This window comes from Pseudomonas sp. PA-7-1E (assembly GCF_021605325.1).
Taxonomy (GTDB): Bacteria; Pseudomonadota; Gammaproteobacteria; order Pseudomonadales; family Pseudomonadaceae; genus Aquipseudomonas; species Aquipseudomonas fluorescens_BV.
On the sequence record NZ_WKFA01000008.1, the window covers coordinates 76,402 to 99,889 of the forward strand.

Annotated in this window: 10 protein-coding genes; 6 read left to right on the top strand and 4 right to left on the bottom strand. The window is 64.0% G+C overall.

Going from position 1 to position 23,488, the window contains the following annotated elements; all coding sequences use genetic code 11:
• The first annotated feature begins 13 nt into the window (after positions 1 to 13).
• Positions 14 to 12,910 (top strand): non-ribosomal peptide synthetase, encoded by a 12,897-nt coding sequence (locus GIW79_RS07750; protein ID WP_236454905.1) that lies wholly within the window; start codon positions 14 to 16, stop codon positions 12,908 to 12,910.
• A gap of 764 nt (positions 12,911 to 13,674) precedes the next feature.
• Here the strand turns inward: GIW79_RS07750 and dsbG are convergent.
• The 3 genes from dsbG to dsbD are packed head-to-tail and all read right to left on the bottom strand — an operon-like array spanning position 13,675 to position 16,984.
• Positions 13,675 to 14,436 carry a thiol:disulfide interchange protein DsbG gene (gene dsbG / locus GIW79_RS07755; protein WP_054896344.1) on the bottom strand — a complete coding sequence of 254 codons (762 nt, stop codon included), beginning with the start codon at positions 14,434 to 14,436 and terminating at the stop codon, positions 13,675 to 13,677.
• The gene (locus tag GIW79_RS07760) at positions 14,412 to 15,257 is read right to left on the bottom strand and encodes a TlpA disulfide reductase family protein (RefSeq protein ID WP_034126122.1); all 846 of its coding nucleotides are present in this window, start codon (positions 15,255 to 15,257) and stop codon (positions 14,412 to 14,414) included. Before GIW79_RS07760 ends, dsbG begins: the two co-directional genes overlap by 25 nt.
• Positions 15,257 to 16,984 (bottom strand): protein-disulfide reductase DsbD, encoded by a 1,728-nt coding sequence (gene dsbD, locus GIW79_RS07765; RefSeq protein WP_034126123.1) that lies wholly within the window; start codon positions 16,982 to 16,984, stop codon positions 15,257 to 15,259. The genes GIW79_RS07760 and dsbD overlap by 1 nt, the downstream gene beginning before the upstream one ends.
• 175 nt (positions 16,985 to 17,159) lie before the next feature.
• On the opposite strand from dsbD, the gene GIW79_RS07770 reads away from it, so the two are divergent.
• The 5 genes from GIW79_RS07770 (at position 17,160) to GIW79_RS07795 (ending at position 22,032) form a co-directional block, all read left to right on the top strand.
• Positions 17,160 to 17,840, top strand: coding sequence for a response regulator (locus tag GIW79_RS07770; RefSeq protein ID WP_014719307.1), 681 nt, complete (start codon positions 17,160 to 17,162; stop codon positions 17,838 to 17,840).
• Positions 17,837 to 19,159: an ATP-binding protein gene (locus GIW79_RS07775; RefSeq protein WP_236454906.1), complete on the top strand. Its 1,323-nt coding sequence runs from the start codon at positions 17,837 to 17,839 to the stop codon at positions 19,157 to 19,159. Before GIW79_RS07770 ends, GIW79_RS07775 begins: the two co-directional genes overlap by 4 nt.
• A 123-nt stretch (positions 19,160 to 19,282) precedes the next feature.
• Positions 19,283 to 20,050, top strand: a complete 768-nt coding sequence (locus GIW79_RS07780; RefSeq protein ID WP_236454908.1) for an N-acetylmuramoyl-L-alanine amidase — start codon at positions 19,283 to 19,285, stop codon at positions 20,048 to 20,050.
• Between the two features lie 274 nt (positions 20,051 to 20,324).
• Positions 20,325 to 21,725 (top strand): aspartate aminotransferase family protein, encoded by a 1,401-nt coding sequence (locus GIW79_RS07790; RefSeq protein WP_054896341.1) that lies wholly within the window; start codon positions 20,325 to 20,327, stop codon positions 21,723 to 21,725.
• Between the two features lie 82 nt (positions 21,726 to 21,807).
• Complete coding sequence (locus GIW79_RS07795; protein ID WP_003192847.1) at positions 21,808 to 22,032, top strand: MbtH family protein; 225 nt, start codon at positions 21,808 to 21,810, stop codon at positions 22,030 to 22,032.
• Positions 22,033 to 22,141: 109 nt separating this feature from the next.
• Here GIW79_RS07795 and GIW79_RS07800 read toward each other — a convergent pair whose 3' ends face one another.
• On the bottom strand, positions 22,142 to 23,488 hold the full coding sequence (locus GIW79_RS07800) for an amidohydrolase (RefSeq protein WP_054896340.1): 1,347 nt from the start codon (positions 23,486 to 23,488) through the stop codon (positions 22,142 to 22,144).

Consider the following 23,488-nt stretch of genomic DNA (forward strand, 5'->3'; position numbering starts at 1 on the left):
AGGCAGGAACCCCATGATGGACGCCTTCGAACTCCCCCGCACCCTGGTCCAGTCCCTTCAACAGCGTGCTGCGCAGACGCCGGACCAGGTGGCGTTGCGCTTCCTCGCCGAGAGTGCCGAGCACAGTGTGGTGCTCAGTTATCGCGACCTCGACCAACGCGCCCGCACCATCGCCGCTGCCTTGCAAGCCAACGCTGGCCTGGGCGAGCGTGCGGTGTTGCTGTTCCCGAGCGGCCCGGACTATGTGGCGGCGTTCTTTGGTTGCCTGTACGCCGGGGTGATCGCGGTGCCGGCGTATCCACCGGAATCCACGCGTCGTCATCACCAGGAGCGCCTGCTGTCGATCATCAGCGATGCCGAGCCGCGGCTGCTGTTGACCATTGCCAGCCTCAGCGAGGGCCTGGCGCAGATTGAAAACGCGCCCAAGGTGTTGAGCGTCGACACCCTGGAGGCGCAGCAGGCCGACCAGTGGGTCGAGCCCGACCTCAAGGCCGACGACATCGCGTTCCTGCAATACACCTCTGGCTCCACCGCATTGCCCAAAGGCGTGCAAGTCAGCCACGGCAACCTGGTGGCCAACGAAGTGCTGATCCGCCGTGGTTTTGGCATCGACCTCAACCCCGACGACGTGATCGTCAGTTGGTTGCCGCTGTACCACGACATGGGCCTGATCGGCGGCCTGCTGCAACCGATCTTCAGCGGCGTGCCCTGCGTGTTGATGTCGCCGGCCTACTTCCTTGGCCGACCTTTGCGCTGGCTGGAGGCGATCAGCGAATACGGCGGCACCATCAGCGGTGGCCCGGACTTCGCCTACCGCCTGTGCAGCGAACGGGTCAGTGAGTCGGCCCTGGAGCGCCTGGATTTGAGTCGCTGGCGCGTCGCCTATTCGGGTTCCGAGCCGATCCGCCTCGACACCCTGGAACGCTTCGCGGAAAAATTCGCGGCCTGTGGTTTCACCCCGAATAATTTCTTCGCCTCCTACGGCCTGGCCGAAGCCACCCTGTTTGTCGCCGGCGGCACCCGTGGCCATGGCATTCCCGCCCTGCGCCTGGACGAACAGGCGCTGGCCGCCAACCGTGCCGAACCGGGGCAGGGCCCTGCGATCATGAGTTGCGGCACCAGCCAGCCGGACCACGCCGTGCTGATCGCCGACCCGCACACCCTCACCGAGCTGCCCGACCAGTGCGTCGGCGAACTCTGGGCCACGGGCCCGAGCATCGCCCACGGCTACTGGCGCAACCCGCAAGCCAGCGCCAAGACCTTCGTTCAGCATGCTGGCCGCACCTGGTTGCGCACCGGTGACCTGGGTTTTATCCGCGACGGTGAGGTGTACATCACCGGGCGCCTGAAAGACCTGCTGATCGTGCGCGGCCACAACCTTTACCCCCAGGACATCGAACAGACCATCGAGCGCGAAGTGGAAGTGGTGCGCAAGGGTCGGGTCGCCGCGTTTGCGGTCAATGACCAGGGCCTGGAAGGCATCGGCATCGCCGCGGAAATCAGCCGCAGCGTGCAGAAAATCCTGCCGCCCGAAGCGCTGATCAAAGCGATCCGCCAAGCCGTGGCCGAGGCCTGCCAGCAAGCTCCGAGCGTGGTGGTGCTGCTCAACCCAGGCGCTTTGCCGAAGACCTCCAGCGGCAAAGTGCAGCGTGCGGCCTGTGCGATTCGGCATGCCGATGGCAGCCTCGACAGCTACGCGCAGTTCCCCGGGCAGCCGGGGCAGGCGAGCGAAGTGGCGCTGGAATCGGACCTGCAACAGCAGATCGCGGCGATCTGGTGCGAACAACTGCAACTGGCTCATGTGGCGGGCGACGATCACTTTTTCCTGCTGGGGGGCAACTCCATCACCGCGACCCAAGTGGTCGCCCGCCTGCGCGAAAGCCTGGGGCTGGAACTGAGCCTGCGCCTGCTGTTCGAAGCGCCGACCCTCGCCGCCTTCGCCACGGCCGTCGCGCAACTGCAACAGGATGGCGGCGTGGCCCAAGGCGCAATCCACGTGCTGTCACGTCAAGAAGACCTGCCCCAATCCCTGGCACAGAACCGCCTGTGGATCACCTGGCAATTGGACCCTCACAGCAGTGCCTACACCATTCCCGGCGCCTTGCACCTGCGCGGCGAGCTGGATGAAGACGCACTGCGCCACAGCTTCCAGCAACTGATCCAGCGTCACGAAGCCCTGCGCACGCGCTTCTGCGAGCGCGACGGCCAGGCGTTCCAGCGTGTCGAGGCTACGGCGGATTTCGAACTGCCGATCATCGACCTCAGTGACCTGCCCAACACCGAGCGCGAAGCCCGTGCGCAAGAGGTTCGCGAAGACCAGGCGCGCAGCCCGTTCGACCTGGAAAAAGGCCCGTTGCTTCGGGTTACCCTGGTGCGCCTGGGCGATGAAGAGCACCAACTGCTGGTGACGCTGCACCACATCATTGCTGACGGTTGGTCGCTGAATATCCTGATCGACGAGTTCTCGCGCCTGTACGCCGCTGCCGCCCAAGGCCAGTCTCTGGAGCTGCCGCCGCTGGCCTTGCAATACGCCGACTACGGCAGCTGGCAGCGCCAATGGCTGGCCGAAGGCGAGGGCCAGCGACAGCTGACGTACTGGAAAGCGCAGTTGGGTGACGAGCATCCGGCCCTGAACCTGGCCACCGATCACCCGCGTGCCGCCCAGCATCGGCACAGCGCCTCGCGCCATAGCCAGCGCCTGGATGCGCGCCTCAGTGCGGCGATCCGCCAGACCGCCCAGGCCCATGACTCAACACCGTTCATGCTGCTGCTGGCGACGTTCCAGACCTTGCTCTATCGCTACAGCGGCCAGCGCGACATCCGTATCGGCGTGCCCAATGCCAACCGCCCACGCCATGAAACCCAGGGCCTGATCGGCTTCTTTATCAACACCCTGGTGCTGCGCGCCGAGCTGGACGGGCGCCTGCCGTTCAACCAGCTGTTGGCCGCCACCCGCGAGACCACACTGGCCGCCCAGGCGCATCAGGACCTGCCCTTCGAACAACTGCTGGAAGCCTTCCCCCAGGCCCGCGAGCAGGGCCTGTTCCAGGTCATGTTCAACCACCAGCAGCGCGACCTCAGTGCCTTGCGCCGCCTGCCGGGCCTGCTGGCCGATGAGTTGCCCTGGCACAGCCGCGAAGCCAAGTTCGACCTGCAACTGCACAGCGAAGAAGACCGCAATGGGCGCTTGAGCCTGTCGTTCGACTACGCCGACGAGCTGTTCGATTGCGCGACCATCCAGCGTCTGGCCGAGCACTTCATCCATCTACTTCACGCTGTGTGCGCGCAACCACAACACGCCATCGGCGATCTGCCGTTGATGCAGGCTGACGAGCAGCAACCCTGGAGCGAGGCCCCCTGCGCGCCGGCCCGGCACTGGCTGCCCGAGCTGCTCAACCAACAGACGTCGGACGCCACCGCATTGGTCTGGCAGGACGGCAGCCTGACATTCGCCCAATTGCACACCCAGGCCAACCGCCTGGCCCATTACCTGCGCGACAAAGGCGTCGGCCCGGACGTGTGCGTGGCCATCGCCGCCGAGCGTTCGCCGCAACTGCTGATCGGCCTGCTCGCCATCATCAAGGCCGGTGGCGCCTACGTGCCGCTGGACCCGGATTACCCCGCCGAACGCCTGGCCTACATGCTCAAGGACAGCGGCGTGCAACTGCTGCTCACCCAGACCGCGTTGCTGCCCCAACTGCCCAGCGCCGAAGGCGTGTGCGTGATTGCCATGGACAGCCTGCACCTCGACAGCTGGCCGACCCAGGCGCCAGGCTTGCACCTGCATGGCGATAACCTCGCCTACGTGATCTACACCTCCGGTTCCACCGGCCAACCCAAAGGCGTGGGCAACACCCACGGCGCCCTGGCCGAGCGTTTGCAGTGGATGCAGGCCACCTATCAACTGAACGAAACCGATGTGCTGATGCAAAAGGCGCCGATCAGTTTCGACGTGTCGGTGTGGGAATGCTTCTGGCCATTGATTGCCGGCTGCCGCCTGGTATTGGCCGGGCCGGGCGAACATCGCGACCCGCACCGCATCGCGCAGCTTGTGCAGGAACATGGGGTGACCACGCTGCACTTCGTGCCGCCGCTGTTGCAGCTGTTTATCGACGAGCCGCTGGTGGCCGAATGCACCAGCCTGCGTCACCTGTTCTCCGGCGGCGAAGCCTTGCCCGCCGAACTGCGTAACCGTGTACTGGCGCGCTTGCCAGCGGTGCAGTTGCACAACCGCTATGGCCCGACCGAAACCGCGATCAACGTCACCCACTGGCAGTGCGCCGCCTCGGATGGCGAGCGCTCGCCGATTGGCCGGCCGTTGGGCAATGTGATCTGCCGCGTACTGGACGAGCAGCTCAACCCGTTGCCGGCCGGTGTGCCGGGCGAACTGTGCATCGGCGGTATCGGCCTGGCGCGGGGTTACCTGGGCCGTGCCGGGCTGACAGCCGAACGTTTTGTCGCCGACCCGCTGGGCGCGGCGGGCACCCGCTTGTATCGCACCGGTGACCGTGCGCGCTGGAACGCCGATGGCGTGCTCGAATACCTCGGACGCCTCGATCAGCAGGTCAAACTGCGGGGGTTCCGGGTGGAGCCGGAAGAAATCGAAGCGCGCCTGCTGGCCCAGGTAGGCGTTGCCCAGGCCGTGGTGCTGGAGCGTGATGCACAGTTGATCGGCTACTACACCGCCGACACCGAACTGGATGAGCAAAGGGTCAAAACCGCCCTGGCCGCCGAGTTGCCGGAGTACATGGTGCCCGCGCTGCTGATGCGCCTTGACGCCATGCCCCTGAGCCCCAGCGGCAAGCTCGACCGGCGTGCCTTGCCAGAGCCGGTATGGCAAACCCGCGAACACGTCGAACCGCACACACCTTTGCAACTGCAAATCGCCGCGATCTGGCGCGAGGTGCTTGGCCTGCCACGCATCGGCCTGCGCGATGACTTTTTCGCACTCGGCGGGCACTCGTTGCTGGCCACGCAAATCATCTCCCGCACCCGCCAGGCCTGCGACGTCGAACTGCCCCTGCGCACGCTGTTCGAAGCCAGCGAGCTGGGCGATTTTGCCCAGCAGGTCGGGCTGATGCAGGCGGCGGGCCAGCGCAACCAACAGACTGCCATCGCCAAAGTCGACCGCAGCCAGCCGGTCCCTTTGTCCTATTCCCAGCAGCGCATGTGGTTCCTCTGGCAGATGGAACCGGACAGCCCGGCCTACAACGTCGGCGGCATGGCGCGCCTGCGCGGCGTGCTGGATGTGGGGCGTTTCGAGGCCGCCTTGCAGGCCTTGATCATGCGTCACGAAACCCTGCGCACCACTTTCCCAAGTGTCGATGGTGTGGCCTGTCAAAAGGTCTCGGCGCAAACCAATGTGCGCATGGACTGGCAGGATTTCTCCGCGCTGAATGAGCCGCAGCGCCAGCAGCGTTTGCAGCAACTGGCCGATGTCGAGGCGCACACGCCGTTCAACCTGGAAACCGGGCCGCTTTTGCGCGCCTGCCTGGTCAAGGCCGGCGAGCAGGAACATTACCTGGTGCTGACCCTGCACCATATCGTCACCGAAGGCTGGGCCATGGACATCTTTGCCCGTGAACTCAGCGCCTTGTACGAAGCCTTTATCGACGAGCGCGACTCACCGCTGCCAGCGTTGCCGGTGCAGTACCTCGACTACAGCGTATGGCAACGCCAGTGGATGGAAGCCGGTGAGCGCCAGCGTCAGCTGGACTACTGGACCGCCCAACTGGGCAACGAACACCCGTTGCTGGAATTGCCCGGCGACCGTCCGCGGCCACCGGTGCAAAGCCATCGGGGCGAGCTGTACCGGTTTGATTTGAGCGATGAGCTGGCCGCCCGCGTGCGAGCCTTCAACGCCCAGCACGGCCTCACGCTGTTCATGACCATGACCGCGACCCTGGCGGTGTTGCTCTACCGCTACAGCGGCCAGACCGACCTGCGCATCGGCGCGCCAGTGGCCAACCGTATCCGTCCGGAAAGCGAAGGCTTGATTGGCGCGTTCCTCAATACCCAGGTGCTGCGTTGCCAGCTCACTGGGCAGATGCGGGTCAGCGAGCTGTTCGAGCAGGTGCGCCATACCGTGATCGAGGGCCAGTCCCACCAGGACCTGCCGTTCGACCATCTAGTGGAAGCCCTGCAACCGCCGCGCAGCGCGGCGTACAACCCGTTGTTCCAGGTGATGTGCAACGTGCAGCGCTGGGAATTCCAGCAAAGCCGCCAACTGGCTGGCATGACCGTGGAGTACCTGGCCAACGATGCGCGGGCGACCAAGTTCGACCTCAACCTGGAAGTCACCGACCTCGACCATCGCCTGGGTTGCTGCCTGACCTACAGCACCGACCTGTTCGACGAGCCGCGTATTGCGCGTATGGCCGAGCATTGGCGCAACTTGCTTGAAGCGTTGGTCGCCGATCCTGGCCAGCGCCTGAGCGAATTGCCGTTGCTGAGCGCAGATGAACAACGCGCCTTGCAAGACAGCCTGGGGGTGGAGAAGGGCGAGCATCGCCTCGACCAGTGCATCCATCAACTGTTCAGCCAGCAGGCCAGCCAGCGGCCGGATGCCCCGGCGCTGACCTTTGCCGGTGTGACCCTCTCGTATGCGCAACTGGATGAGCGCGCTAACCGCCTGGCCTGGATGCTACGCGAGCGTGGCGTGGGCCCGCAGGTGCGCGTGGGCCTGGCGCTGCCGCGTTCGCTGGAAATGGTCGTCGGTTTGCTGGCGATCCTCAAGGCCGGCGGTGCCTATGTGCCGCTGGACCCCGAATATCCGCTGGACCGCCTGCATTACATGATCGAAGACAGTAGCATCGGCCTGCTGCTCAGTGATGCGGCCCTGTTCGAAGCCCTGGGTGAATTGCCGGCGACGGTGGCGTGCTGGTGCCTGGAGGATGACTCGCCGGTGCTGGCGAATTACCCCGCCGAAGCGCTGCCGTTCGTGAGTCTGGCGCAACACCAGGCGTACCTCATCTACACCTCGGGTTCCACGGGCAAGCCCAAAGGCGTGGTGGTGTCCCACGGTGAGATCGCCATGCATTGCCAGGCGGTGATCGAGCGCTTTGATATGCGCCCGGATGACTGCGAGCTGCACTTTTACTCGATCAACTTCGATGCTGCCACCGAGCGTTTGCTGGTGCCGCTGCTGTGCGGGGCGCGGGTGGTATTGCGCGCCCAGGGCCAGTGGGATGCCGAAGAAATCTGCGCGCTGATCCGTACCCATCGCATCAATGTGCTCGGTTTCACCCCGAGCTACGGCAGCCAGTTGGCGCAGTGGCTGGCGACCCAGCAACAGACGCTGCCGGTGCGCATGTGCATCACCGGTGGCGAAGCCTTGACCGGCGAACACCTGCAACGCATCCGCGCAGCGTTCACGCCCCAGCTGTTCTTCAACGCCTACGGCCCCACCGAAACCGTGGTGATGCCCCTGGCCAGCCTGGCGCCCGAGCAGTTGGAGGAGGGCGCTGGCAGTGTGCCGATCGGCAGCATCGTCGGCGAGCGCGTGGCTTACATTCTCGACGCCGACCTGGCGCTGGTGCCCCAGGGCGCCAGCGGTGAGCTGTACATCGGTGGTGCCGGCCTGGCCCAGGGTTATCACCAGCGGCCGGGGATGACGGCGGAGCGTTTTGTCGCAGACCCGTTTGCTGGCAAGGGCGGGCGCCTGTACCGCACCGGCGACCTGGTACGCCAACGCGCCGATGGCCTGGTGGAGTACCTGGGGCGCATCGATCATCAGGTGAAGATCCGCGGTTTTCGCATCGAACTGGGCGAAATCGAAACGCGCTTGCTCGAACATGACGCTGTGCGCGAAGCGGTGGTGCTGGCACTGGATGCGCCGAGCGGCAAGCAATTGGTGGCGTACCTGGTCAGCGATGCCGAGCACGCCGCCTTGCGCGACGCGTTGAAGGCGCACCTCAAGGCGCAACTACCGGACTACATGGTGCCCGCGCATCTGATCGTGCTGCAGAGCATGCCGCTGACCGCCAACGGCAAGCTCGACCGCCGCGCCTTGCCTGAGCCGGACCCAGAGGCCAATCGCCAAGCCTACGTGGCGCCGCGCAGCGAGCTGGAACACAGCCTGGCCGCCATCTGGTGCGCGGTGCTGAACGTGGAGCAAGTGGGCCTCGACGATAACTTCTTTGAACTGGGCGGCGACTCGATCCTGTCGATCCAGGTGGTGAGCCGTGCGCGCCAGGCCGGGATTCATTTCAGCCCCCGTGACCTGTTCCAGCACCAGACGGTTCAGAGCCTGGCTGCCGTGGCCACCCGCTCGGAACGCGTCATCGCCGAGCAAGGGCTGCTGACCGGCCCCTCGGGCCTCACGCCGATTCAGCACTGGTTCTTCGACACCGATATCCCGGCGCGCCAGCACTGGAACCAGGCATTGGTGCTCAAGCCACTGCAACTGCTCGATGCCCATCGCCTGGAGCAAGCGCTGCTGGCGGTGCTGGAACACCACGACGCGCTGCGCTTGAGCTTTACCCCGCGCGATGCGCAATGGCATGCCGAACACCTGGGCGTGCCGGAAGGCGGCGTGCTGCTGCAGGCGCAGGTGCGTGACATGCAGGCGTGCACGGCGTTGTTCACCGACACTCAGCGCAGCCTCGACCTGGCACAGGGGCCGCTGCTGCGCGCCTTGCTGGTGGACGGGCCGCAAGGCCAGCAGCGCTTGCTGATCGCCATCCATCACCTGGTGGTGGACGGCGTGTCGTGGCGCGTCCTGCTGGAAGACCTACAAAATGTTTATCGCCAACTCAGTGAAGGCCAGTCCGTCAGCCTGCCGGCCAAAACCAGCGCGCTGCGTGATTGGGCTGCACGTTTGCAAGCCTATGCCCACAGTGAGTCACTGCGCGAAGAGCTGAGCCTGTGGCAAGCGCAACTAGCTGGCCCCACCGTGGCCTTGCCAGTACAGCGTCCCCAAGGCGCACGGCGCAATAGCGATGCCGAAACGGTCAGCGTGCGCCTGGATGCCGAGCGCACCCGGCAGTTGCTGCAACAGGCGCCGAGTGCCTATCGCACCCAGGTCAACGACCTGTTGCTGACCGCCTTGGCCCGCGTACTGTGCCGCTGGAGCGGGCAGGCCTCGGCACTGATCCAACTGGAAGGCCATGGCCGCGAAACCTTGTTCGATGATATCGACCTGACCCGCAGCGTGGGCTGGTTCACCAGTGCCTATCCGTTGCGTCTGACGCCGCAGGCCGAGCAGGGCGACTCGATCAAGGCGATCAAGGAGCAACTGCGTGGCGTGCCCCATAAAGGTTTGGGGTATGGCGTGCTGCGTTACCTGGCCGATGACCTGTGCAAGCAGAGCATGGCCGCATTGCCGAGCGCGCAGGTCACCTTCAACTACCTGGGTCAGTTCGACCAGAGCTTTGGCACTGACGCGCTGTTCCACCCGCTGGAGGAATCCGCCGGCCTGGCCCATGACCCGGATGCGCCGTTGCCCAATGAACTGAGCATCGACAGCCAGGTCTACGGCGGCGAGCTGGTGCTACGCTGGACGTTCAGCCGTGAGCGGCATGATCAGCAGGTGATTCGCGATCTGGCCGAGGCCTACCTGGGCGAATTGCACAGCCTTATCGCCCATTGCCTGCAGGACGATGCCGGTGGCCTCACGCCGTCCGACTTCCCCCTGGCGCGCCTGACCCAGGTGCAACTGGACGCCTTGCCAGTACCGGCCAGCGCCATCGAAGACGTCTACCCGCTGACTCCGATGCAGGAAGGCTTGCTGCTGCACACCCTGCTGGAGCCCGGCACCGGCCTGTATTACATGCAGGACCGCTATCGCATCAACAGCGCCCTGGACCCGGAGCGTTTTGCCCAGGCCTGGCAAGCGGTGATTGCCCGCCACGAGGCCTTGCGCGCCTCGTTCTGCTGGAACGTCGGCGAAGACATGCTGCAAGTGATCCACAAGCCCGGCAGTACGCCGATCGAGTACCTGGACTGGAGCGCCGACCCGCAGGATCAGCAGGAGCCGCGTCTGCAAGCCTTGCTCAAGGCCGAGCGCGAAGCCGGTTTTGACCTGCTCAACCAGGCGCCTTTCCACTTGCGCCTGATTCGCGTGGGCGAGGCGCGCTACTGGTTCATGATGAGCAACCACCACATCCTGATCGATGCCTGGTGCCGTTCGCTGCTGATGAATGACTTCTTCGATATCTACACAGCCCTGGGCGAAGGCCGCGATGCGCAACTGGCGACGCCGCCGCGCTATCGCGACTACATTGCCTGGCTGCAACGCCAGGACCTCAACGAGGCGCGCCAGTGGTGGCAGCAAAACTTGCAAGGCTTCGAGCGCGCCACGCCGATCCCGAGTGACCGCCCGTTCCTGCGCGAACACGCCGGTGGCAGCGGCGGCATGGTGGTGGGCGACTGTTACACCCGCCTGGATGCCAGCGACGGTGCGCAGTTGCGCGAACTGGCCCAGGCGCATCAGCTCACCGTCAACACCTTCGCCCAGGCGGCGTGGGCCCTGGTGCTGCGGCGTTTGAGTGGCGATCGCGACGTGCTGTTCGGCGTCACCGTGGCCGGGCGTCCGGTGGACATGCCCGAGATGCAACGCACCGTCGGCCTGTTTATCAACAGCATTGCGCTGCGGGTGAAACTGCCCGAGGACGGCGAGCGCTGCAGCGTGCGCCAGTGGTTGAGCGCCTTGCTCGACAGCAATATGCAACTGCGCGAGTACGAATACTTGCCGTTGGTGACGATCCAGGAACACAGCGAATTGCCCAAAGGCCAGCCGCTGTTCGACAGCCTGTTTGTGTTTGAGAACGCGCCAGTGGAAGTCTCGGTGCTGGACCGTGCACAAAGCCTGAACGCCACCTCGGATTCCGGGCGTACCCACACCAACTTCCCGCTGACGGCGGTGTGCTACCCCGGCGATGACCTCGGTTTGCACCTGTCCTACGACCAGCGTTATTTCGACGAAAGCACCGTGCAAGGCATGCTCGCTGAGTTCAAGCGCCTGTTGCTGGCGCTGGTGCAGGGCTTCCATGGCGACATGGCCGAGCTGGCGCTGATTGGCGAGCAGGAACGTGAATTTCTGGTGGCGGGCTGTAACCAGAGTGAGCGAGCCTATCCGCTGGAGACGAGCTACATCGAGCTGTTCGAGGCCCAGGTGGCAGAGCATCCGCAGCGCATCGCCGCCAGTTGCCTGGACCAGCAATGGAGCTACGACGAACTGAACCGCCGCAGTAACGGCCTGGGCCACGCGTTGATTGCGGCCGGTGTGGGCCTGGACCAACCGGTGGCGTTGCTGGCTGAACGTGGGTTGGACTTGCTCGGCATGATCATCGGCAGCTTCAAGGCCGGTGCCGGTTACCTGCCGCTGGACCCAGGGCTGCCCGGCCCGCGCCTGAGCCGCATCATCGACATGAGCCGCACGCCGCTGCTGGTGTGCACCGAGGCGTGCCGCGAGCAGGCCGTCGAGTTGCTGCAAGGGGTTGATTGCCAACTGCTGGTGTGGGAGGAAGTGCCCGCCCGTGGCGAAAACCCCGGTGTCTACAGCGGCCCGGACAATCTTGCCTACGTGATCTACACCTCGGGTTCCACCGGCTTGCCCAAGGGCGTGATGGTCGAACAGCGTGGCATGCTCAATAACCAGTTGAGCAAGGTGCCGTACCTGAACCTGAGCGATGCCGATGTGATTGCCCAGACCGCGTCGCAAAGCTTCGATATTTCTGTGTGGCAGTTCCTCGCCGCGCCGCTGTTTGGCGCACGGGTGGACATTGTGCCCAATACCATCGCCCATGATCCGCAAGGGTTGCTGGCCCATGTTCAAGCACAGGGCATCACCGTGCTGGAGAGTGTGCCGTCGCTGATCCAGGGCATGCTGGCCCAGGAGCGTATCAGCCTCGAGGGCCTGCGCTGGATGTTGCCGACCGGGGAGGCCATGCCACCTGAGCTGGCCCATCAGTGGCTGCTGCGTTACCCGCAGATTGGCCTGGTGAATGCTTACGGCCCGGCGGAATGCTCCGATGATGTGGCGTTCTTCCGCGTCGATCTGGCGTCGACCCGTGGCACTTACCTGCCGATTGGTACGCCGACCGACAACAACCGCTTGTACCTGCTGGACGGCGCTTTAGAGCTGGTGCCTCAAGGGGCGGTGGGCGAGTTGTGCGTCGCCGGCACCGGTGTCGGTCGTGGCTATGTCAGCGATCCGCTGCGCACCGCCCAGGTGTTTGTACCCAACCCCTTTGGCGCGCCTGGTGAGCGCCTCTACCGTACCGGCGACCTGGCACGGCGTCGCAGCGATGGGGTGCTGGAGTATGTCGGGCGTATCGACCACCAGGTGAAGATTCGCGGCTACCGCATCGAACTGGGTGAAATCGAAGCGCGCCTGCATGAACAACCCCTCGTGCGCGACGCGGCGGTGGGTGTGCAAGAGGGGGCCAATGGCAAACATCTGGTCGGCTACCTGGTGGCCGCCGATGCCACACTCGACCCGAGCGAGCAGTTGGAGCGCATCAAGCAACGCCTGCGTGCCGAACTGCCGGAATACATGGTGCCACTGCATTGGCTATGGCTTGACCGCCTGCCCCTGAATGCCAACGGCAAGCTCGACCGCAAGGCCCTGCCGGCCCTGGAGATCGGCCAGTTGCACAATCAGGACTATGTGGCGCCGTGCACTGAACTGGAAACCACGTTGGCGGGTATCTGGGCCGAGGTGCTGAAGGTCGAGCGGGTCGGGGTGCAGGACAACTTCTTCGAACTGGGCGGGCACTCGCTGCTGGCCACGCAGATTGCCTCGCGGGTGCAGAAGACACTGCAGCGCGATGTGCCGTTGCGGGCGATGTTCGAGTGCAGCACCGTGGCGGAGTTGGCCGAGTATATCGAGGGGGTGGCAGGCAATGAGATCAGTGCCGAGAAGGTGGATCGGTTGAGTGATTTGATGGCGGAGTTGGAGGGGCTTTGATCTTCGTTGTCTATCAGGGCCTCATTGCAGCATAGGCATCTACACAGCTGGACCTGTGGCGAGGGAGCTTGCTCCCGTGACGGCCTGGCAGCCGACGCTGATCGAGCTGGTGCACCGCGATCCAAATGTGGGAGCTGGCTTGCCTGCGATGGCGGCCTGACAGCCGACGCAGTTATACCGAGTACATATCCATTCCTGCGGTAACGGCCACTTAGGGTTCCGCTTTTACAGCGGCTCACTTTTGAAAAGCGCAAAAGTAAGCAAAACGCTCTTGCCCCACCACTCGGCACCTCGCTTAGGCTCGGTGTGCCCGAACACAGGCTTGAATCCGTGGGCCGCCGCCACGCGCCATCCATGGCGCGGGGCGGCTAACCCGGCGTCCTGCCGGGTTACCCACGAATTCAAGCCTGCGTCCGGCCAGCGTGGTTTAACGGGGCGCCTGAGATCAAGATCAAAAGCAGATCAAGAGCGACTCGCTTCGCATCGTGGTTACCGTCTGCTGTTACAACCCACAAAGTTGTGTAGATACCTATGCTCATCGCAGGCAAGCCAGCTCGCACATTGGATCGCGGGGCATCAGTTATATCTGTGTCGGCTGCCAGGCCGTCACGGGAGCAAGCTCCCTCGCCACAGATTTAGCGTCGTGCCGAAGTTGTGTAGATACCTATGCTCATCGCAGGTAAGCCAGTTCCTACATTTTGAGTTGTGAATACATTCAAATGTGGGAGCTGGCTTGCCTGCGATGGCGCCCGCGAGGGCGGCGCTTATTTTGGCCCGAGAATTTTCACTAACTTATCCGGCGAAGGCGCCCCTTGCTGCTGCTGCAACCCACCCTTGTCATCCAGATAGAAGATCGCCGGCGTCGCCGACAACTCCAGTTCATCCATCAGCTTCATATTGGCATCAAGCTTGGCCTCAACCTCGGCCGGGATCTTTTCCAGCGCCTTGAGCTTGCTGCCCTTGCCGGCGGCTTCGTGTTCTTGCAGGGCTTTTTGCGGGTCTTTGGCGGCGAGCAGGGCGGCGGATTTGCCTGGGCTGTCTTCGCGGATGATGCCGACCATGATGTGGCGCAACTGCACCTTGCCGGCCTTCACCCACGGGCGGGCCTGTTCCCAGAACATGTTGCAGTACGGGCAGTTGGGGTCGCTGAACAGGTAGACGGTGCGCGGGGCGTCTTTATCGCCATCCTGGATCCAACTGCTGTTTTCCATCTTGGCCCAGACTTCCTTGGCCATCGGCGCGTACACCAGTTTTTCCAGGGGCGCGGTGCTCAGGTCATTGCCTTGGGCGTCGTACAGGTTGCCCGCGATCACGTGCTTGCCGTCGGCGGTCAGGTACAGGGCCATGCCACGGTTCTGGTACTGGGCGGCGTAGCCGGTGAGGCCGCTGGGGGCATCGAATTTGCCGATGATCTTGGCACCTTTGGCTTCGATCTGTTTGATCGGGGCCGGCAGGTCTTCGGCCTGGGCCAGCGTAGCGGCTAGCGTCAAAGGCAGCAGGGTCAGCAGGTGGCGGAGGCGAGGCATGTCGGTTTCCTTGTCGTGGTGTTGTCGAAGGGTTCCATGGCACGGGCCAGGCTGGCTTCGGAGAGTTCGCCCAGGTGGCTGTTGATCAGGCGCCCATCGGCTTGGTAGAACAACGTAGTCGGCAGCGCCATGGAACCCACAGCCTGGCCGAGGCGGCCGCTGGCGTCGAACAGCACATTGTCGAGGTTCAGGCCCTGGGTGGCCAGGTAAGTGCTGACGCTCTGCATGCTTTCGGCCTGGTTGACGAACAGGAAGGTCACATCGGGGCGCATGCGCTGGGCGTTTTCCAGCACCGGCATTTCGCGTCGGCATGGCGGGCACCAGGTGGCCCAGAGGTTGATCACCAACGGGCCGCCTTGATAATCCGCCAGTTGCACCACCTCGCCATTGGCATTGCGCAGGGTGATATCCGGCAGGCGCGTGCCTTTTTCGTACAGACTGAGGGACAGGCTGGTCATGCCCCAGAACACCAGGCCGGTGATCACCCCGGCGCTGAGCGGCTTGCGCAGGGCAGGGCGACGCCAGCCGTAGACCAGCGCGCCGAGGATCAGCGCGATGATCCCGGGCCAGGCGAGAAAGCCGCCGTCACGCAGGTCGACCATCTCCACCCAGTCGTGGCTGTAATAACTCCAGTACATCAGCACAAAGCTGACGCGGGCGGCGAGCAGGCCCAGCAGAAACAGGCTGAACAGCACCGACTCCGGGTTTTCGCCGCCGCGCTTGGCCACGCGCCAGCCCACCAGGGTGGCGAGAATCAGCGCGCTGATCAGCAGCAGGTGATTCAGGGCGATGGCGAAGGTGCCGATGGTGAGGGTCAGCATCAGAGAGCGTCCCGCGTCTGGGTCCAGCGTTGCAGGAAGGCGGCGGCGTCTACTTCGCCGGTGATGCGTTGGGCGCGGCGTTCTTCACCGTCCGGGCCGATCCACACGAAGCTCGGTGGCCCTGGCACTTTGTAGCGGCCCAGCAGCTCGCGGCTGGCGGCGTTGTCGGCGGTGACGTCCAGGCGTAACAGGCGCACGTCTTTGAGCGCGTCCATCACCTCGGGTTTGCCGAACACCTGTTTCTCCATGATCTTGCACGACACGCACCAGTCGGCGTAGTAGTCCAGCAGCACCCATTGGCCCTGGGCCTTGGCACTGTCGAGCTGGCTTTGCAGCACGGCCGGGTCGTTGATCGTGGTGAAGGCATCGTGGGCGCTCGGTGCACCGGCGACCTTTGAGCCACTGTAAACCTTCAAGGGTTGCCACAGCTCATCGCTGCCACCGGCCGCCCCCACCACCAGCACCGCGCCCCACAGACCCAGCACCAGGGAACCAGCGCCGAATACCTTGGCCGCCAGGCCGGACTCACGGGCCAGCGCCCAGCCACAGTACGCCATCACCAGCGCCAAGGCGCCCCACAGGCCGATCCACAGGCTGTCGCCGACCACCGGGCGAATCATCAGCACCGCGGTGCCCAGGAACAGGAAGCCGAAGATGCCCTTGAGCACGTTCATCCAGGTGCCCGGCTTGGGCAGGAAGCGATTGCCCACAGTCACCAGCAGCAACAGCGGGATGCCGATACCGATGCCCATGGCAAACAGGATCAGCCCCCCGTGCAGCGCATTGCCGCTCTGGGCGATGTACAGCAGGGCGCCAGCCAGGGGCGCGGTCATGCACGGCCCCACCAGCAGGCCGGACAACGCGCCGAGCACACCGGCACCTACCAGGCTGCCACCGCTTTGCTGGCGGCTGACGTTATCGAGGCGGTCGCGCAGGAAGGCGGGCAGTTGCAGTTCAAAGAAGCCGAACATCGGCAGGGCGAGCAGCACGAACAAAGCCGCAAAGCTGCCGAGGATCCACGGGGTTTGCAGTAACGCCGCCAGGTTGGCGCCGAGCAACGCGGCCATCACCCCCAGGGCGGCATACACCAGCGCCATGCACACCACGTAGCTGCCGGCCAGGGCAAAGCCGCGACGCGGGCTGGCGCCGCTACCGACCACCAGGCCAGCGAGGATCGGCAGCATCGGCAACGAGCAGGGCGCAAACGCCAACAGCAGGCCCAGGCCGAAGAACACCAGCAAGCTCCACCCCAGGCTGCGCTGCTGCAGGCCGCTGGCCAGGCTTTGATCCTGGGCTTGCGCGGTCGCGGCGACGGCCGGGTTGCCGCCCAGGTCCACGGTGATCGACTGCGGCGGATAGCACAGGCCCGCATCGGCGCAGCCCTGCCAGCCGAGCTTGACCTGGCCGGTGGTGCCAGCGGGGATCTTCACTTCCAGGCCCTGGCGATACACCTGTTGTTCACCAAAGAACTCGTCGCTATGGGCTTCACCCTCGGGCAGCACGGGTTTTTCGGCCAGGCCGTCGAACTTCATGCGCTGCTGGTACAGGTAGTAACCGTCGGCAATCTGCCAAAACAGCTGGGTTTCGCCGCTTTCAAGACGTTCGGAGGTAAAGGCGAAGGCTTTGCCTACCGGGAGGAAGTCGGGTTTGGTTTCGAAGGGGCTGCCCGGCGCTGCCTGGGCGAATCCCGCGAACAACACCAGCAGAAAGGTAAACAGATGCCGCATGGTCAAGCCTTAGTTCGATGCAAGTGAGGCACACAATGTGTGGCGTTGATTAACCGATGATTAACCGCCGCTATTCTAGAGCGTAGGGATTGTCCGGTGTTGCGAACTTTAGCGGCATAATGCGCGCTTAATCCGTGGCTTTTCTAATCGCGCCATCTTTCATGAAGGGTTAACCATGCACGTACTGGTCTGTGAAGACGACGAACTGATCGCCAGTGGCATCGTGGCCGGCCTGACCGCCCAGGGCTTTACCGTGGAGCGCGTGGCCACGGCCTCGGCGGCGCGGGCGATGCTCAAGGCCGCGGCCTTCGACATCATGGTGCTCGACCTTGGCCTGCCCGACGAAGACGGCCTCAAGCTGCTGCAACAACAGCGCAGCCAGGGGTTGGACATTCCGGTGCTGATCCTCACCGCGCGGGACTCGGTGACCAACCGCGTCGACGGCCTGCAAGCCGGCGCCGACGATTACCTGCTCAAGCCCTTCGACTTGCGTGAACTCGCCGCTCGCCTGCAAACCCTGTTACGCCGCGTGGCGGGGCGCAGCGTCAACCTGATTGAACATGGGCGCCTGGCCTACGACCCCAGCAGCCGCGAGACCTTCCTCGGCGGCCAGCCGGTGGACCTGTCCCGGCGTGAACAGGCGTTGTTGCAGGCGCTGTTGCACAACAAGGGCCGCGTACTGTCCAGCGAACAGCTCAAGGACAGCGTCTACGGCTTCAGCGACGAACTGGAAAGCAACGCCCTCAACGTGCATATCCACCACCTGCGGCGCAAGTTGGGCAATGGCATCGTGGAAACCGTCAGGGGGCTGGGCTATCGCCTCGGCACGGCTGATGGGGGAGAAAACACGCCGTGAAGAGCTTGCGTCTGCGCCTGACGTTCAAGCTGGGCGCCGCTTTTGTACTGATCTGGGTGCTGGCGGCCGCCTGGATGCTCAACGATTTGCGCAACCAGATGATGTTTTCCCTCGACCAGCGCCTGGTGGCTTCGGCGCGCATGGTAGCCGGGCTCACCGAGCAGATGCCGGGCCTGGCCAGCGTCAGCGGTGGCGCGCATTTGCGTACCGAACAACTGAATGTGCCGGGCGGCATGGCCTGCCAGGTCAGTTCGTTGCGCGGCGAGATCCTGGCGCGCAGCCATACCACGCCGGAGGAAGGGCTGGAGTCGCGCCGCAGCGGTTTTCGCGACCAGATCATCGACGGCGTGGGCTGGCGCAGCTTTACCCTGTCCCGTGGCGACTTGCTGATCACCACCGCCGACCGCCAGGTGGAGCGTGAAGCCCTCAACCTGTCGATCCTGCTGGCGGCGTCGGTGCCGGTCGGCGTGGCATTGCTGGGCTGCCTGTGCCTGCTGTGGCTGGGCATTGGCCAGAGCCTGGTGCCGCTCAACCGTATGCGGGATGCCCTGATGCGGCGCAGTGTCGACTCCCTCGAGCCTCTGCAGATTCACCCTCTGCCCAGTGAACTCAAGCCGTTGCTCGACACCCAGAACCAACTGCTGCAGCGCATCGCCAAGACCATCGAGCGCGAACGTCGCCTGACCGGTGACGCCGCCCATGAACTGCGCAGCCCATTGACCGCGATCAAGACCCACCTGCAAGTCGCACGCATGACCGAGGGCGCGGCCCGCGACCAGTCCCTGGAGCACGCCGAGGAGGGCGCCGATCGCTTGCATCGCACCCTGGAGCAACTGTTGTTGCTGGCGCGGGTGGAGGGCAGCCTGTCGTTTGACGATGGCCTGCAGTCCAGTGCCGAGGAAGTCGCCCGGTTGGCGATCCAGGATGCCAACGCCGGTGACAATTCACGCATTGATCTGATCCTGACGCCGGATCTTTCCCCTGTTCCAGTGGCAATGCCTGTGGGTCTTGCCGTCGCGGCCTTGCGTAACCTGCTGGACAACGCCTTGCGCCATACCCCCGCCGATACCCGCGTGGAACTGCAGGTGTTTTCTACCCCGGATAACGTGGTGTTCCGCGTGCGTGACCATGGCCAGCAGATCTCCAGCGAAGACCTGCAATACCTCACCCAACGCTTCTGGCGCAATGGCAGCAGCGAAGGCTGTGGCCTGGGCCTGGCGATTGTCCAGGCGATCGTGCAGCGCTGTTCCTGCTCGTTGCACTTCGACAGCCAGCCCGATGGTATGCGGGTCGATCTGGGCATGCCGTTGCGGCGCTGAGCAGTCCTATTCACGTGGCAAATAATTACCGCCCGCCTGAGGCTCAAGCCTTCAGGATGGCGGTAATTTTTTTGCGCTTGAACGGGCCGAATGAGTCGGCCTGAATTGAAAAGGACTGTTCTTATGTTGGTAATCGACACCAGTTTCCCTGCCAGGGATTTCAACGACCGCCGCGGCGAATCCGTGCAACAGGTGATTGTGCACTACACCGCTGCGCCCTTTGCTTCATCGCTACGCACCCTCACCCAAGATGGCGTCAGCGCTCACTATCTGCTGCCCGATCCCGCTGAACCCAGCTACCGCGCTGCCGGTTATGAAGAGCTGCGGGTGTTTCGCCTGGTGGGCGAGGACCAGCGCGCCTGGCACGCAGGCGTGAGCTATTGGGCGGGGAAGGCCGATCTCAACAGCCGCTCGGTGGGCATTGAAATCGTCAACCTGGCGCGGGATGAAGCGGGGGTCTTTACCTTTCCGGAGTACGCACCGGCACAGATTGACCTACTGATTGAATTGCTTCGCGACCTGCTGGAGCGCTATCCACAGGTGGGCCCCACTGACTGGCTCGGGCATTCGGACGTGGCCTACTGGCGCAAGAGCGACCCTGGGCCTCGGTTGCCCTGGCGTGTGCTGCATGAGGCCGGCATCGGGGCCTGGTTTGATGAATCGAGCCGGGCGATGTACCAGCGCCGCTTTTGTCTCGGCTTGCCGCCGGAGGTCGAAGTGGAGCGGGCGTTTCAGCGTTATGGCTACAAGCCCGCGCAGAATCGCCGGGCCTTTGAACAGCGCACCCGGGCGTTCCAGATGCACTTTCGGCCACGGGATTATTGTGGATTCCTGGATGCAGAGACGTGCGCGATCTTGTATGCCCTGAACGAAAAGTACCGCGGGATTTAATACCGAGCACTGTTCAAATGTAGGAGCGAGCTTGCTCGCGAAAAACGTCAACGATACCGCGGGCTTTCTGGATAAACGCGGCGCCGGGGAGTTTTTCGCGAGCAAGCTCGCTCCTACAATTGGATCTTCATTCATCAGTTAACAACCCTCGTCCCCTAAATCCTTTTCACGCTGAAGCGTCTCCACAACAGGAAATCCGTGCGCATGCCCTTGGGCCAGACGCCAACGGATCGGCAGTTTGGTCACGATCATCAGCGTATTGAGGGATCCACAGATGTCAGTCGCTACCAGCCGTATCGAAGACGCCCCGGTGCAGGCCGCGGAAACGCTCTATCAGTTTGACGAAAGCCCGCTGCTGGCCCGCCAGCGCCAGCAGGAATCCAACGCCCGCAGCTACCCACGGCGCATCCCCCTGGCACTCAAACGCGCCAAGGGCATTTACGTGGAGGACGTGGAGGGGCGGCGGTTTATCGACTGCCTGGCCGGCGCCGGAACCCTGGCGCTGGGGCATAACCACCCGGTTGTGATCCAGGCCATCCAGCAAGTGCTGAGCGACGAACTGCCCCTGCATACCCTGGACCTGACCACGCCGGTCAAGGATCAATTCGTGCAGGACCTGTTCGGTTTGCTCCCGTCGGAACTGGCGCGAGAAGCGAAAATCCAGTTCTGCGGCCCCACCGGCACTGATGCGGTGGAAGCCGCGTTGAAGCTGGTGCGCACTGCTACCGGGCGCAGCACCGTGCTGTCGTTCCAGGGCGGCTATCACGGCATGAGCCAGGGCGCGCTGAGTTTGATGGGCAGCCTGGGGCCAAAGAAACCCTTGGGCGCCTTGCTCGGCAATGGCGTGCAATTCCTGCCATTCCCGTATGACTACCGTTGCCCGTTTGGGCTGGGTGGCGCCGAAGGTGTGCGGGTCAACCTGCATTACCTGGAAAACCTGCTCAACGACCCGGAAGCCGGCGTGCTGTTGCCAGCGGCGGTGATTGTCGAAGTGGTCCAGGGTGAGGGCGGCGTAATCCCGGCGGACCTCGACTGGCTGCGTGGCCTGCGCCGTATCACCGCGCAAGCGGGGGTGGCGCTGATCGTCGATGAGATCCAGAGCGGTTTTGGGCGTACCGGCAAAATGTTTGCCTTCGAACACGCCGGCATCATTCCGGACGTGGTGGTCATGTCCAAGGCGATTGGCGGCAGCCTGCCGTTGGCGGTGGTGGTGTATCGCGACTGGCTCGACACCTGGCTGCCGGGCGCCCATGCCGGGACGTTCCGCGGCAACCAGATGGCGATGGCGGCGGGCTCGGCGGTGATGCGCTACCTCAAGGATCACGACCTGGCAGGCCATGCGGCGACCATGGGCGAGCGCCTGGGCGAACACCTGCGCATCCTGCAGCGCGACTTCCCGCACCTGGGGGATATCCGTGGGCGTGGGCTGATGCTGGGGGTGGAGCTGGTAGACCCGACTGGCACGCCTGATAGTCAGGGCCACCCACCGGTGCATCGCCAGTTGGCGCCGCTGGTGCAGCGCGAATGCCTCAAGCGCGGGCTGATCCTGGAACTGGGCGGGCGCCATGGCAGTGTGGTGCGTTTCCTGCCACCGCTGGTGATCACCGCTGGCGAAGTCGACCAGGTGGCTGAGATTTTCGGGCGCGCCTTGGCGGCGGCCGTGGCCAGCCTGTAATTTTCCAGGCCCTTGGTACGTTTCTACAGATATCAGTGCTGCGCGTGGTGCGCAGCCAGCCTTTGAGCGACGGAGAACAGCAATGACCTCAGTATTTGACCGCGACGACATCCTCTTTCAGGTAGTGGTCAACCATGAAGAACAGTATTCGATCTGGCCCGACTACAAGGCCGTGCCGGAAGGCTGGCGCACCGTGGGCAAGAGTGGCATGAAGAAGGAATGCCTGGCGTATATCGAGGAAGTGTGGACCGACATGCGGCCGTTGAGCCTGCGCCAGAAAATGGATGGCGCGGCCCTCGCCAACTGATTCACCCCAATACACTGTAGGAGCGAGCTTGCTCGCGAAGAACGCAAGAACGCCGCGTGTACCCTGAATAAACGCGGCGTTCTGAAGTTTTTCGCGAGCAAGCTCGCTCCTACAGGGGGGTATGGGTATAGAGGTAATCCGTCGCCAACGACGCCAGCGTCCTCACGCCCACCACCAACGCCGACTCATCCACAAAGAACCCTGGGTTGTGATTCGGCGCCGCCTTGCTCATGTCCTGGTCCCTTGGGGTCACCCCCAGGAAGACAAACAGCCCCGGCGCCTCCTTGGCATAGAACGAGAAGTCTTCGGCGCCACCCACCAACGGGCCTTGCACCACATCATCCTGAGCCGCCCAGCGCAGGCTCGGCAGCATTTTCTCGGTCAGCGCCGGATTGTTGATGGTGGGGTCGTACTTCTCGATGATCGTCACTTCGGCCTTGGCGCCACCGCTTTCGGCGATTTTCTCTACGGTTTGACGCACGTCTGCATGCAGCTTCTGGCGGATACCGTAGTCGTAGGAGCGAATGGTGCCGCTCATGTCCACCGACTCGGGGATGATGTTATAGCGGGTGCCACCGTTGATGGTGCCGATGCTCACCACAGAGGGGAATGACGAAATATCGGTACGGCGGCTGACCACGGTCTGCAGGCCGACAATGGTTTGAGCGCCAACGGTGATCGGGTCGATACCGTCCCAGGGGCGGCCGGCGTGGGTCTGTTTGCCGAGGATCCTGATGCGCAGGTCATCGGAGCTGGCCAGGGTTGGGCCCGGGCGGTAGGCGATTTGCCCGGCAGGCACACCGGCCCACACATGCAGGCCAAATACCGCATCGGGCTTGGGCGCTTTCATCACGCCTTCCTGCACCATCATCTTCGCACCCCAGGTGTTCTTGCCGTCGGGGATAAAGTCGCTGGGGCCTTCTTCGGCCGGTTGGAAATAAAACACCACGGTGCCGGGCAGGCGCTCGCGCATCCCGGTGAGAATCTTCGCAGTGCTCAGCAGGATAGCGGTATGGGCGTCGTGGCCGCAGGCGTGCATCACGTCGACTTCTTTGCCCAGGTAGGTGCCCTTGGCTTTGGAGGCGAAGGGCAGGTCGGCGACTTCCTTGACCGGCAGCGCATCCATGTCGGCGCGCAGGGCCACGGTCGGGCCGGGCAGGGCGCCTTTCAAGATGGCGACGACGCCAGTGCGGGCCACCCCGGTCTTCACCTCAAGGCCGAGTTCGCGCAACTGTTTGGCGACCAACTCGGCGGTGCGGGTTTCGGTATTGCCCAGTTCCGGATGGGCGTGGATATCGCGGCGGGTTTCCAACAGGCTGGGTTCGAGGATTTTTGCCTGGGCGGCAATGGTTTCCCGGGCACTGTCCTGGCCGCTGCTGGCGGCGATCACTGCACTGCTCGCGACCGCGCCGAGCAGACCCAAAACCCATTGGTGTGTCAGACCGTTCATTCGCAT